General features: G+C 73.7%; 10 protein-coding genes. All 10 read right to left on the reverse strand.

The window, feature by feature from the left end; all coding sequences use genetic code 11:
- Positions 1-142: 142 nt before the first annotated feature.
- Entirely contained in the window at positions 143-3709 is a 3567-nt protein-coding gene (gene dnaE / locus ACWDD9_RS37175; RefSeq protein ID WP_117491196.1) for a DNA polymerase III subunit alpha, read from the reverse strand.
- A 159-nt stretch (positions 3710-3868) separates the two neighbouring features.
- Complete coding sequence (locus ACWDD9_RS37180; protein WP_449814022.1) at positions 3869-5059, reverse strand: MAB_1171c family putative transporter; 1191 nt, start codon at positions 5057-5059, stop codon at positions 3869-3871.
- Positions 5052-5597, reverse strand: a complete 546-nt coding sequence (locus tag ACWDD9_RS37185) for a ParH-like protein (RefSeq protein ID WP_380741400.1) — start codon at positions 5595-5597, stop codon at positions 5052-5054. The genes ACWDD9_RS37180 and ACWDD9_RS37185 overlap by 8 nt, the downstream gene beginning before the upstream one ends.
- Positions 5598-5676: 79 nt before the next feature.
- Positions 5677-6099 carry a hypothetical protein gene (locus ACWDD9_RS37190; protein WP_049659008.1) on the reverse strand — a complete coding sequence of 141 codons (423 nt, stop codon included), beginning with the start codon at positions 6097-6099 and terminating at the stop codon, positions 5677-5679.
- Between the two features lie 203 nt (positions 6100-6302).
- Positions 6303-6497 (reverse strand): hypothetical protein, encoded by a 195-nt coding sequence (locus ACWDD9_RS37195; protein WP_074003148.1) that lies wholly within the window; start codon positions 6495-6497, stop codon positions 6303-6305.
- A gap of 22 nt (positions 6498-6519) precedes the next feature.
- Positions 6520-6711 carry a hypothetical protein gene (locus ACWDD9_RS37200; protein WP_074003146.1) on the reverse strand — a complete coding sequence of 64 codons (192 nt, stop codon included), beginning with the start codon at positions 6709-6711 and terminating at the stop codon, positions 6520-6522.
- A gap of 48 nt (positions 6712-6759) precedes the next feature.
- Entirely contained in the window at positions 6760-6948 is a 189-nt protein-coding gene (locus ACWDD9_RS37205; RefSeq protein WP_074003145.1) for a hypothetical protein, read from the reverse strand.
- Positions 6949-6988: 40 nt separating this feature from the next.
- Positions 6989-7180: a hypothetical protein gene (locus ACWDD9_RS37210; protein ID WP_049659012.1), complete on the reverse strand. Its 192-nt coding sequence runs from the start codon at positions 7178-7180 to the stop codon at positions 6989-6991.
- A 123-nt stretch (positions 7181-7303) separates the two neighbouring features.
- Positions 7304-9532: a peptidase domain-containing ABC transporter gene (locus tag ACWDD9_RS37215; protein ID WP_449814023.1), complete on the reverse strand. Its 2229-nt coding sequence runs from the start codon at positions 9530-9532 to the stop codon at positions 7304-7306.
- A complete protein-coding gene (locus ACWDD9_RS37220) occupies positions 9529-12891 on the reverse strand; it encodes a type 2 lanthipeptide synthetase LanM family protein (RefSeq protein WP_449814024.1) in 3363 nt (1120 codons plus the stop codon). Before ACWDD9_RS37220 ends, ACWDD9_RS37215 begins: the two co-directional genes overlap by 4 nt.
- Positions 12892-13285: the final 394 nt, after the last annotated feature.

A 13285-nucleotide genomic window follows, 5' to 3' on the forward strand; every position in this document is an offset into this window, starting at 1 on the left:
GGGCGGGCGGGAGGCCGGCGAGTCGGCCCGGCCGTCCGCCCACCTCCATGGCACCACCGAACCCGGTCCCCGGCAGGGGCCGGACAGCCGACCGGCCCGGCCCGCTCCGAGGAACGGAGCGGACCGGGCCGACCGGCGCCGGTCAGGAGCGGACGACCGCCCCCGCCCAGGAGCGGTTGCCGAGGAGGGTCTTGACGTCCGAGGCGAGCCCGTTGTCCGGGTTCACCCGGAACCCGAGCTCGTAGAGGGTGTCCTTGTCCCAGTTGGTGGTGCGCAGCCGGACCGGGACGTCGCCGGGGTGGTTCTGGAGGGCGAGCTTGAGCTCGGCGACCACCTGGGGGTTGATCCGGGCGGCCGGGACGGTGATCTGGACGGGCGGCTTGGTGCCGAGCTCGGCGGAGGAGACGTCGAGGGTGGTGATCTCCTGGCCGAAGACGCTCAGTGACCCGTCGCGCTCGTTGAGCCGGCCGCGGATCGAGATCACGTTGTCCTCGATCATCTGCTCGGCCATGAGATTGTAGGTCGCCGGGAAGAACAGCACCTCGACCGAGCCGTCGCGGTCGGCGAGGGTGATGATCGCCCACGCGTTGCCGGCCTTGTTGATCCGCCGGTCGACGCCGGTGATCAGCCCGGAGAGCCGGACCTCGCCCTCGGAGCGGCCGGAGTCGAGGAGCTGGGCGATCGAGCTGTCGCGGTTCTGGGAGAGGATGTGCTCGGCGCCGTCCAGCGGGTGGCTGGAGACGTAGAGGCCGAGCATCTCGCGTTCCAGGGCGAGGAGTTGGCGTCGCGGCCACTCGTTCTCGGTGAGCTGGAAGTCGAGTCCGATGCCGGGCCCGCCGCCCTCGCCGGCGTCGAGGGCGCCGAACAGGTCGTCCTGTCCGATGGCCTGCTGCTTCTTCAGCCCGGTGACGGCGTCGATCGCGTTCTCGTGCACGCTGCTGAGCGAGAGCCGGGTGTGCCCGAGCGAGTCGAAGGCGCCCGCCTTGACCAGGGAGTCGACGGTGCGCTTGTTGCACACCACCAGTTCGACCTTGTCCAGGAAGTCGGCGAAGGAGGTGTACTTGCCCTTCTCCTCGCGGGTGCCGACCAGGGACTCGATGACGGGCACGCCGACGTTGCGCACCGCCTTGAGGCCGAACCGGACGTCGCTGCCGACGGCGGTGAAGTCGACCACCGACTCGTTGACGTCGGGGGAGAGGATCTTGATGCCCATCTGCCGGCACTCGGCCAGGTAGATCGCCATCTTGTCCTTGTCGTCGGCGACGGAGGTGAGCAGGGCGGCCATGTACTCGGCGGGGTAGTTGGCCTTGAGATAGGCGGTCTGGTAGGAGACCAGGCCGTACGCGGCGGAGTGCGATTTGTTGAACGCGTAGCCGGCGAACGGGACCAGGACGTCCCAGACCGCCTGGATGGCCTCGTCGGAGTAGCCGCGCTCCTTGCAGCCGGCGTGGAAGGGGACGAACTCCTTCTCCAGGACCTCCTTCTTCTTCTTGCCCATCGCGCGGCGGAGCAGGTCTGCCTGTCCGAGCGAGTAGCCGGCCAGCACCTGGGCGGCTCGCTGCACCTGCTCCTGGTAGACGATCAGGCCGTAGGTGGGGCCGAGGACGTCCTTGAGCGGTTCCTCCAGCTCGGGGTGGATCGGGATGATCTCCTGCTGGGCGTTCTTGCGCAGGGCGTAGTTGGTGTGCGAGTTCATGCCCATCGGGCCGGGCCGGTACAGCGCGGAGACGGCGGAGATGTCGGCGAACTCGGTGGGCTTCATCAGCTTGAGCAGGGCGCGCATGGGGCCGCCGTCGAGCTGGAACACGCCGAGGGTGTCGCCTCGGGCCAGCAGCTGGTACGTGGTGGGGTCGTCGATCGGGATCTTCTCGATGTCGACGTCGACGCCCCGGTTGGCCTTCACGATCTTGATGCAGTGGTCGATGATGCCCAGGTTCCGCAGACCCAGGAAGTCCATCTTGATCAGGCCCATGGCTTCGCACGACGGGTAGTCGAAGCCGGTGATGATCACGCCGTCCTTGTCCCGCATGTGCAGCGGGATCAGTTCGAGCAGCGGGGTGGAGGAGAGGATGACGGCGGCGGCGTGCACGCCGGTGCCGCGGATCAGGCCCTCGATGCCCCGCCCGGTGTCGATGATCTTCTTGACATCGGGCTCGTTGTCGTAGAGCGCCCGGATCTCGGTGCCCTCGTTGTACCGCGGGTGCTTGTCGTTGAACAGGTCGGCCAGCGGCACGCCCTTGCCCATGACGTCCGGCGGCATCGCCTTGGTGATCCGGTCGCCCATGGCGAAGGGGTAGCCCAGGATGCGGTTGGCGTCCTTGACGGCGGCCTTGGCCTTGATCGTGCCGAAGGTGTTGACCTGGGCGGTGTAGGCGGAGCCGTACTTGTCGGTGACGTAGCGCACCATCTGGTCGCGCTGGCGGTCGTCGAAGTCGATGTCGACGTCCGGGGGGTTGATGCGCTCGGGGTTGAGGAACCGCTCGAACAGCAGGTCGTGCTCCAGCGGGTCCAGCTGGGTGATGCCGGTCAGGTAGGCGACCATCGAGCCGGCCGCCGAACCACGGCCCGGACCGACCGGGATGCCGTTGTCCCGGCCGTACTGGCAGATGTCGGCGACCACGAGGAAGTAGGCGTCGAACCCCATCGGGGTGATCACGCCCATCTCCAGCTCGACCCGGTCCAGCACCTCCTGGCTGGGGTTGTCGCCGTAGCGGTGCTGGAGGCCGGCGGCGATCTTCTGGCGCAGGAAGGAGGCCTGGGTCTCGCCCTCGGGGACGTCGAACTGCGGCATCCGGTCGACGTAGGTGAAGACCTCCTCGTACGACTCCACCCGCTCGGCGATCGCCAGGGTGTTGTCGCAGGCCTCCGGCAGCTCGCGGAAGAGCTCGCGCATCTCCTCGGCGGTCTTGACGTAGTAGCCGCTGCCGTTGAACTTGAAGCGGTTCGGGTCGTCCTTGTTCTTGCCCACGCCGACGCAGAGCAGGCTGTCGTGGGCGTCGGCCTGGTCGGCGGTGACGTAGTGCGAGTCGTTGGTGGCCAGCAGCGGGATGTTCAGCTGCTTGGCCAGGCGCAGCAGGTCCTCGCGGACGTCCTGCTCGATGGAGAGCCCGTGGTCCATCAGCTCCAGGAAGTAGTTCTCCTTGCCGAAGATGTCCTGGTAGGCGCCGGCCGCCTTGACGGCCTCCTCGTACTGGCCGAGGCGCAGCCGGGTCTGGACCTCGCCGGAGGGGCAGCCGGTGGTGGCGATGATGCCGGTCGCGTTGGCGGCGATCAGCTCGCGGTCCATGCGGGGCTTCATGTAGTAGCCCTCCATCGACGCGAGCGAGGAGAGCTTGAAGAGGTTCCGCAGGCCGGTGGCGTTCTGCGCCCACATGGTCATGTGGGTGTAGCGGCCGCCGCCGGAGACGTCCTTGCCGCCCTCGCCGTCGGAGCCGGTGGGGCGCTGGCCGCCGGGGGACCAGAACACCTGCTTCTTCAGGAAGCGCGAGGCCGGCGCGACGTACGCCTCGATGCCGATGATCGGCTTCACCCCGGTCTTGGCGGCCGCGTGGAAGAACTCGTACGCGCCGAACATGTTGCCGTGGTCGCTCATCGCGATGGCGGGCATGCCCTGTCTCTCCGCCTCGGCGAACAGCTTGCCGTTCTTGGCGGCGCCGTCCAGCATCGAGTACTCGGTGTGGACGTGCAGGTGCGCGAAGCTGTCGGACACGGCGCTGTGCTCCTGGGACGGGACGCGGACGGGGAAGCGGTCCACCCTATCCGGTCCGCGACGCCGACGCGCAGCCCCGCGGGCCCGCCGCCGCGATCTTGACGGGGCCCTGTCGGTTCCTTGACGGGATCATGGCCAGCACGGCCGACCCCGCTCCGGTCAGCCGGCCGTGCGGCCGACGGGCAGCGGCGGCATGGTCCGCAGGGCCTGGGCGACCTGGGTCAGCCAGCGGGTCTCGGCCTCGATGCCGGCGCTGGGCGGCAGCGACGGCTCGGCCTGCGGCGGGTCGGCGGCCTCGGCGGGCGTGTCCGCCCGCGCGCGGGCGCGGACCAGGGCGGCGGCGATCCGGGCGGCCTCGGCCCGCGCGGCGGCGTCGGTGGCCCGGGCGCCGCCGCCCCGCGGCTGCTCCGGCCCCGCCGGGGGCGTCTCGCCGGTGCGGTAGCGGCGGAGGATCAGCAGCCCGTCCCGGATCTCGATGACCCGCCGGTAGAGCGCGAGCTCGGCGTCGGCGAAGGGCAGCGGGCCGGCGGCGAGGGCGATCTGCGGGAAGACCGCGTGCAGGGCCCGCCACAGCGGGCCGAGCGACCGGTAGCTGCGGTACGCGGCCCGCCAGCGCCGGGCGGCGCGACCGGCGCGCGCCCACAGCAGGGTGGTCGCACCGGCCAGCAGCAGCACCGCGCACAGCCGCCCGAGCGCCAGCGAGACGGGGTCCTCGGCGGACTGCTGGCGGCCCGAGCGCAGAGCGCCCAGGACGTCGTCCACCCCCCACGCCGTCCAGAGCAGCCCGACGGCGGCGGTGAGCGTGATCAGGACGAGGGCCGTGCGCAGGGCCGCGGTGTCGGCCTGGCGCGTCCAGGACAGCGTCTGGCGCAGCAGCGTGACCAGGCAGCCGACCACGTAGCCGACGCTGACCAGGTCGTAGCCGGCCAGCGCTGCCGGGCCGGCGCCGCCGGTGGCCACCAACTGGCCGTCGACCTCCGTGATCCGGGCGAGCAGGAACAGGACCGTCGCCACGAGGACCGCGAGGGCGACGCCGGCCTGGCGGCGGCGCAGGGCCCGGGCGTCGGCGGCGGGGCGGCGCAGCGAGACGGCGGCCAGGGCGAGGAAGCCGGCGGAGCCCATCTTGAGGTGGTCGGTGAGCATCCAGGACAGGCCCGCCAGGCCGGTCCCGTGGTCGATGTCCGCCCCCGTCCGGCCGGCCATCAGCGCCAGGGAGGCGCCGAAGCACCAGGCGAAGCAGCAGGTGTAGCGCAGGGCCGGCGTGGTGCCGCGGTGCCGGCCGGCGAAGAACCGGTACGTGCTCAGCCCGAGCAGGAAGACCGCGGCGCAGGCGAGGACGGGGTCAGTCATGCGGGCCCGTCGGGCGGCGCCGGCCCAGCAGCGGGGAGAGCCGCTGCGCCCACTCGGCGTCGCGGGACTGGGCGCCGGCCGCCCGGCCGCCGGGCAGCAGGGCGCGTTTGAGGATCAGGGAGGCGAGCAACTCGGCCTCCCGCTCCTGGGGTTCGAGGTAGACGGTGCGGCCCAGGACCTTCCCGACCAGGGTCGGGGACAGGTGCGGCAGCAGGCCGCGGGTGAGCCCGGGGTCGGGCGAGGGGCCGTCGGCGTGGCCCAGCAGGAGGTGGGCGTACTCGTGCACCAGGATGTGCTGGCGGTGCACCTCGCTGGTGTCCTCGGCGTACACGATGTAGTCGGCCTGGCCGGTCGTCACCAGCAGCCCGCAGGGCGCCCCGGGCCGTGCGGGCACGGCGATCAGGTCGATCGGACGGCCGCGGGCGCGGGCGAGGCGGGCGACGAGCTCGGCGGCGTCGAACGGGTCGGGCAGGTCCAGTGATTCGCTGATCGCGCGACATCGCCGCATCAGTCCGCCGTGGCGTCGGATCCATCGCAACGCGCGCCTCCCCAGTCCGCCGGGGCCGACGTGGCCGGTCAGCCGTTGCGGGTGTCCCCTCGGCGGCACCACGTCGTGCTCACGGGGAGGGCTTCCCCCTGGCAGCCTCCCGGCGAGCGATAGTCTCGATCACATCGGAGACGGTGTCCAGGGCTTCGGGCGAGAGTTCCACCGCCCGCAGCGCCATGTTCCGTACGCCGGCGTCCCGCAGCGCCTCCAGCAGGGCGAGTTCGGCGACGATCTCCTCGGAGCGGTCGTCGAAGAAGTAGGCGGGGGAGACGTGGAAGAACCCGGCCAGCGCCTCCAGATGGCGCTTGGTCGGGTTGTCGCGCTTGCCGGTGCGCAGCTGCCACAGGTAGGTGGCCGAGAAGGTCTCGCCGGTGGCCTCGCGACAGGCGCGCGCCACGTCCTCGTTGCTGTACTGCTCCCGGTTGGGGCGCCGGACCGTGCGAAACAGTGTCTCGATCTTCTCGGCGAGCGTGCTCGCCCCGGGTTCCGCCATCTCCGCCTCCTGCGCCGCCACTGCCGGTCCCGGCGGCACTGGAACGCGGGGCCGGCCACCGGGTAACCATCGTAGCTTCGGGCGTCGCCCCGGCGTCGGGCGGTGCCGTCCCCGGGGGACGAACGCGGGTCCGGCCCTCGGGGGAGGGCCGGACCCGACGCCCGGTGCGGGATGGTGCAGGGTGGTGCGAGGTGGTGCGCGGGTCAGCAGCAGCCGTAGCTGAAGCTGCCGCAGGTGCCGCACCAGCTCTGGTCGGTGCTGCTGCAGAAATCGTTGTTGGTGAAGGCCTCCTCACCGCCGCTGAGGGCGGTCAGGTCCGGCTCGCCCAGCGGGTGGCCGGGGGCGGTGCGGGCCGTCTCGGGGTCCTTCCAGGACCGGACGGTCTCCTCGTCGCTCATGGTCCGACTCCCTCCAGGCCGGTCAGCAGCAGCCGAAGCTGAAGCTGCCGCAGGTGCCGCACCCGGTCTGGTTGGTGGTGCAGATGTCGTAGACGGTGATCTGCTCCTCGCCGCCGCTGAGGGCGGTGAGGTCGGGCTCGCCGACCGGGTGGCCGGGGGCGGTGCGGGCCGTCTCGGGGTCCTTCCAGGACCGGACGATGTCCTCGTTGCTCATGGTTCGACTCCTTCGGGGTCGTTCGGCAGGGTCGTTCGGCAGGGGCGTTCAGCAGCAGCCGAAGGTGAAGCCGCCGCAGGTGCCGCAGGCGGTCTGGCCGGTGCACATCTCGAAGACGGTCACCGGCTCCTCGCCGCCGCTGAGGGCGGTGAGGTCGGGCTCGCCCAGCGGGTGTCCGGGGGTGGTGCGGGCCGTCTCGGGGTCCTTCCAGGACCGGACGGTCTCCTCGTCGCTCATGGTTCGACTCCTTCCGCTCCGGGACGGGGGGTACGGGCCGTCAGCAGTGGGTGCCGGTGGCCCAGGTGGGGCAGCAGCCGCCGGTGCCGAGGGCCTCGCTGCCGCCCTCCTCGTCGGACAGGCCGCCGACGAACAGGCCGAGGTCGACCTCGCCGGACGGGTGGGCGGGGGCGACGGCGCGGGCCGCGTCCTCGGGGTCCTTCCACGCACGGGCGGTGCTGTTGTCGCTCATGGCGTTCCTGCCTCTCGGTGGTGGTTCCTCGACCGGACGGCCGGGCGGCCGACCGGGGTTCGTGGGGACGGGCGTCGAGCGGCCCGTCGGAAAGGTGGTCCGTCGGTCGGTGGCCCGTCGGCTTCAGCGGCTCGCGGCGGGGCGCACATCGGTGTCGGCCGTGCCGAACAGCAGGCGGTACGCGCCCTCCTGCTCGATCAGCTCGTCGTGGCGGCCGCGTTGGACGATCCGGCCGTGTTCGAGGACGAGGATCTGGTCGGCGTTGCGCACGGCGTTCAGCCGGTGGGAGACGACGATCCGGGTGACGGCCAGCTCCGCGAGCGCGCCGTCGACATGGCGTTCGGTCTGCGGGTCGAGGTGGCTGGTCGCCTCGTCGAGCAGCAGCAGCCGCGGCCGGTGCACCAGGGCCCGGGCCAGGGCGACCCGTTGGCGCTGGCCGGCCGAGAGCGCCGAGCCGCTCTCGCCGACGGGCGTGTCGTACCCCATCGGCAGGGCCAGCACGTCCTCGTGCAGCCCGGCGATCCGCGCGGCCCGGATCACCTCGGCGTCCTCGGCGTCGGGCCGCCCGAGGGTCAGGTTGTCCCGGATGCTGCCGCCGAACAGGCTCAGCTCCTGGAGGACGGCGCCGCAGTGGGCGCGCAGGTCGGCGAGGTCGAGCCGGTCGATCGGCACGCCGTCGTGGCGCACCGTCCCCTCGTCGGGCGGGAGCAGCCCGAGCAGCAGCAGGGCCAGGGTGCTCTTGCCGGACCCGGTGCGGCCGACGATGCCGAGCTTGCCGCCGGCGGCGACGGACAGGTCGATCCCGCTGAGGGCCGGCGGCCCGGACGCCTGGTAGCGGAAGGTCAGCGCGCGGACGTCCACCGAGGTCGCCTTCCGGGTGGTGAGCCGCAGCCGGCCGCCGGTCTCCGCCGGGGCGTCCAGGACGTCGAAGAGGCGTTCCACCTGGGCGTTGACGGTGAGGTAGAGCTGGCCGGTGGTCGACAGGGTCTCCAGCGGCGCCAGGACGGACAGCACCAGGCTGTTCGCGGCCAGCATGGTGCCCAGCGTGGAGCGGCCGGTCATGACCATCCAGGCGCCGACGCCCAGCATGAGCAGCGGCCCGAGCGAGGTCATCGCCCGCTGCGCCCCGGAGAGCCCGGCGGTGGCGCGTCCGCGCCGCAGCATCGCGCCCTGGTAGCGGGTGAACAGCCCCTGCCAGTGCTCCACGGCGCGGCTCTCCACGCCGTTCGCCTTGAGCGGCAGGATCGCCTCCAGCGCCTCGACCAGGTAGCTCTGCTCCTCCGCCTTGGCGACCAGCTCCAGCTGGGCGAGGTTGCGCAGCCGGCGGTGGGCGTGGACCACCAGGAGCAGCTGGAGCAGGAACAGCGGGGCGACGGCGAGCAGGTAGAGGGGCTGCAGCAGCACGACGGCGACCAGGTAGCCGACCAGCAGGACGCCGTCCAGGGCCACGGTCATCAGCTGCTGGGTCAGGGTCTCCCGGGTGCTGGAGACGCTGGAGGTGCGCATCAGCAGGTCGCCGCGGCCCCGTTCGAGGAAGAACCGCAGCGGCAGCCGGAAGAGGTGTTCGACGAAGGAGCGGGTGAGCACCAGGTCGCCGCGCCGGCGCAGGGCGAGCAGCGCCAGTGCGCGCAGGGCGGTCAGCAGTCCGGTCAGCAGGGCGATGCCGACGGCGGACAGGGCCAGCAGGACGGGCAGGTCGGTGCGGTGCTGCGGGAGGAGCGAGTCCACCACGGTGCGGGTGAGCAACGGGACGGCCAGGCCCAGCAGTTGCAGCAGTCCGGTGACCAGGGCGGTCAGGGCGAGCAGGGAGCGGCCGCCCGGGGCGGCCAGGAAGCGCCGCAGGTAGCGGACCATCGGGCGGTCTCGCAGCGGGGTGTGCCGCTCCTCGAAGGACTCGCCCGGCTCCAGGGCGACGGTCACGCCGCCGTACAGGCCGTCGAAGTCCTGCCGGGAGATCTGGCGGCGCCCGCCGGCCGGGTCGACCAGGCGGACCGACCGGCGGTCGACCCGCTCCAGGACGACGAAGTGGTGGGTCCGCAGGTAGGCGATGACCGGGCCGCGCAGCGGCTGCTCCAGTGCGGCCGGGCCGCGGTCGACGCGGACGGTCAGCCCGGCCTGCCGCGCCGCGTCGACGAGCACGGCCGCCGAGGCGCCGTCGCGTCCCGCGCCGAGCAGCGGGCGGCAGTCGGCCACCGTGGAGTCCCGTCCGTAGTGGCTGAGCACCATGGCCAGGCAGGCGGCGGCGCACTCGGTCCGGGTGAACTGCAGCCGCTGGGGCACCCGGTGGGCGCGCCGCCGGGAGCGCTCCCGGGCGGGGGCGGCCGGCCGGGCGGGGTCGGTCGCGGCGCTCACGGGGCCTCCTGCGGGGCGAGCAGCAGCACGGGGGCGACGCGCTCGGGCGCGGCGATCCGCAGCAGTCCGTGGCCGATGCCGGCCAGGCCGGTCATCAGGCCGGGCGTGACGATGCCGCCAGGGGTGCCGCAGATCGGGCCGCGCTCCTCGATCGCGGCCAGCAGGGCGTCGCGGGTCCGGGAGTGGTCGTCCCGGGCCCGGGCGACCCCGGCGCGGGCGGCCGCGGCGAACAGCTCCAGGTTGCCCAGGGTGCCGTGGCAGAGGCTGTCGTCGCCGATCTGGCCGGCGTCGGCGGTGGACCGCACGGCGCGCAGCAGCGCCCGGTCGCTCGACGGGGTGCGGGTCCCGGCGGGCAGGTCGGCCCGGAGCAGTCCGATGCCGGGGGCGCCGTGGCACCAGGCGTGCACGGCCGCGAAGGTGCCCGGGGGAGGCGTGGCCCGCCAGGGCCGGGGGGCCTGCTCCCGGTAGTCCGGCCAGTTGTCGACCTCGGGGTCGTAGCCGGCCTCCTCGTAGGCGAGCGCGGCCCGGCCGGTGCGCAGCGCGGCCGTGTCCCCGGTGCGGGCGGCGTGCCGCAGCAGTGCCCAGCCGATCCCGCCGGCGCCGTGGGACATGCCGAGCAGCGGCCGTGCGGCGGGCATCGCGGTGCGCCAGGCGACGGTGCCGCCGGGGTGCGCCTCGGCCTTCTCCACCAGCAGCCGCGCGCAGCGCCGGGCGCAGTCGTGCGCGGCGGCGCCGTACCGGTGCGCCAGGGCCTCGGCCACGGCGAGGCAGCCGGCCGCCCCGCCGATCAGGTCGAGCTGCCGGTCGTCGTCCAGGGCGCCGGCCGCCGCGGTGAACAGGCCCGGTACGGGCTCCGCCAGGGCGGGGTCGTCGAGCAGCACGGCGGCGCAGTCGAGCGCGTACGCGGTGCCCGCGAGGCCGCCGAACGCCCCCCAGGAGCGGTTCGGCGTGTGCCGCAGCACGTGGGCCAGGTGCTCCGGGAACGGTGCCAGGATCCGCCGCGCCCACCGCGCGTAGCGCTCCTCCCCGGTGACGGCGGCGAGCTGGGCGAAGAACAGCGCCGTCCCGGGGTAGCCGCCGTACAGGTCGTCCCGCAGGGCGGTGACCCGCCACTGGTCCCGGCTCAGGTCGAGGCCGAGCCAGCCGGCCCGCCCGCCGTCGCGGCGCGCGTCGGCCAGCAGCCAGTCGGCGACGGACCGGGCGAGGCGCAGGGCGCGTTCGCCGGGGGAGCGGTCCGGGCCGGTGGCGGGCCCGGCCGGGCGCGGGCCGGTGCCCGCGGGTGCGGCACCGTCGGCTCCCCCGGTGGTGGCGCGGGCGGCGAAGGCGGCCCGGATGATCCAGTCCTGGGTGGCCAGGTCGTGCTCGTCCATGGCGGCGACGATCCGCCGGGCCCGGTCGAGCCCGGACTCGGGCAGTGCCCGCGGCAGCGACCGGCCGCGGTGGGTGCGCAGGTCGCGGGAGCCGACGACGGAGCGGAACAGCGGGACGTCGCCGCTCCAGAGGTCCTCGGCTTCGAGCCGCAGCAGCGGCCGCTGGGCGGGGTTCCCGGCGGACTGGGCGAAGATCAGCCCGAGCACCCGGTCGCGGTCGAGCGCGTCACGGGTGACGTCCGGGTGGGTGCTCTCGCCCAGCAGGTGGGCGTAGACCCGGGTGGCACGGACGATGGTGCGGCAGGTGTCCTCGCGGAAGCGCTCCAGCGGGCCGTCCGGTGCGAGCAGCGCCTCGCGGTGGGCGGCGATGGCGCGGTAGCCGGCCTCGAACCCCGCTCGCAGGGACGCCAGGTGGTCGGCCGGGTCGACGTCCCGGTCGTCCAGGCGCGGCCGGTTCGCGCTGCCCTCGAAGGCGCGCTGCACCCGGGTCAGGCGCATCTCGTCGGTGCCGTCGCCCTCCCAGGTGGGCGACTTGAAGGGCATCACGGCGCCCTTGTCGGCGCCCATCCCGCCGACGTCCAGCACCGCGCCGCCGTCGCCTACCAGTACCGAGGGCAGCAGGCCCACCCGCTGCACCGAGTGGGCGAGCAGGTGCTGCGCCGGGTCGTCGTCGATCAGCGGGCTGCCGGTCAGGTGGGGCACGCCGACGTGGAACAGGGACTCCAGGTCGACGGCGACCGGGTGCTCCCCGACGGCGATCACGTTCTCGAAGTGGAAGTCGGTGGCGGCGGTCGCGTAGAGCAGGGCCAGCAGCGCCCCGAGGCGGTGGTAGAACCGCTCGGCGGCCGCGTGGTCGGCGCACGGCGCCGGTTCCACGTACTCGATCCAGCCGTACCCGCCCCGGTCCCACACCGCCACGGTGCCCGGGCCGGGGCCCGGCAGGACGGTGTCGTACCAGTCGACCAGGGCGTTGAAGTGCTCGTGGACGGCCAGCGGCCGGGGCTTGTACACCAGCCGGGCGCCGGAGGAGAAGGTCAGCAGGGCGACCGAGCGGCCCGCCTCGTGGCCGTCGCCGCGGCCCGTGCGCACCTCGGTCAGCTCGCCGGGGTCGCGCCCGGCGAAGAGCCGCTCGACCAGTGCGGGCCGGTCGGCGGTGAAGCGGTCGAGGAACTCCCGGTGCGCGTGGACGGCGTTCCGGGTGGCGCACGCCAGCAGCCGGGCCAGGACGGCGTACTCGTCCAGCAGCGCGGCCAGCCGCTCGGGCTCCCGCTGCCAGGCGATGAAGGCGTGGAAGCGCTCCTGCGGGGTGTCGCCGCTCAACTGGCCGGACAGCCGGGCCACATGGAGTTCGAGGACGAGGGTGCGGCCGAGGACGGACACCAGCTGGTCCCGCAGGCCGGCGGTGAGCGAGCGCCGGACGGCCGCGAGGACGGCGGCGGAGGGCTCGGTGGCGTCCGCGGTGCGGGCGGGTGCCTCCAGCAGGCGGAGGGCCTCGGCGAGGAAGGGTTCGACGACGGCCGCGAAGTCGGCGAAGCCGTGCCGGTGCGTTCCGTCGTGCCCCTCGGCGTGTTCCGTGGTGTCCTCCCCGTCGGGCGCCGGGGGCAGCCGTGGTGCGCGGGCGACGACGTCCTCGACGAACCGGGCCCAGGCCGGTTTGGCGGTGCGGGCGGCCAGGCTGTCGGGGTGTTCGGCGAGCAGCCGGCGCAGCAGGGGCGGGTCGATGCCGAGTGCGCGGGCCTGGGCTTCGGCGGTGTCCGGCGCGTGGTCGGTGAACGCCGAGCGCCAGCGGGCCAGTCGGCGGTCGGCGCGCCAGCCGAGGCTGCCCTCCGCCGGGTTGTCGGCGACCGGGGCGGGCGGGTCGCCCTCGCCGCTCAGACGTTCGGCCAGCCACAGGCCGCGGGCCCACCAACTCCCGGTCAGGGGTGCGCGGTTGACGCGCGACCAGGGCGGGGCGGCGGCCGCGGCATCGGGCGGGGTGTTCGAGGGCATGCTGGACTCCTGGGGCGCGGAGGACGGGCGATCCGGAGGCGGGCAGGCGGACGCTGCCGGGAACGGGCAGGCAATGGCAGCTGGTGTGAATGGCTGTCTTTCAAGGATTCATGTCAGCTGGTGCCGCGATGCGAGTCTGCTCGGCTTGCGGCGGCCCGTCAAGTGGTGTGAACGGCAATGCCCGAGTCATTCATCTCAGCTGTCACCCGGAGCCGTCCGGTCGCACCGTGACGGCCGAACCACGCCACCTGCTCCGGACGTTGAGCAGCGTCCGTGACCTTGCGACGGACCGGACGGACGGGGCGGCAGGGCTGCGAGCGATGGTGGACCTCAGCCCCGGGGTGTCCTTCACGAACAGCGTCCGCGGCCCGCCGGCGCCCGGCGGCTCCTCGCC

It is taken from the genome of Kitasatospora sp. NPDC001119 (assembly GCF_053598475.1).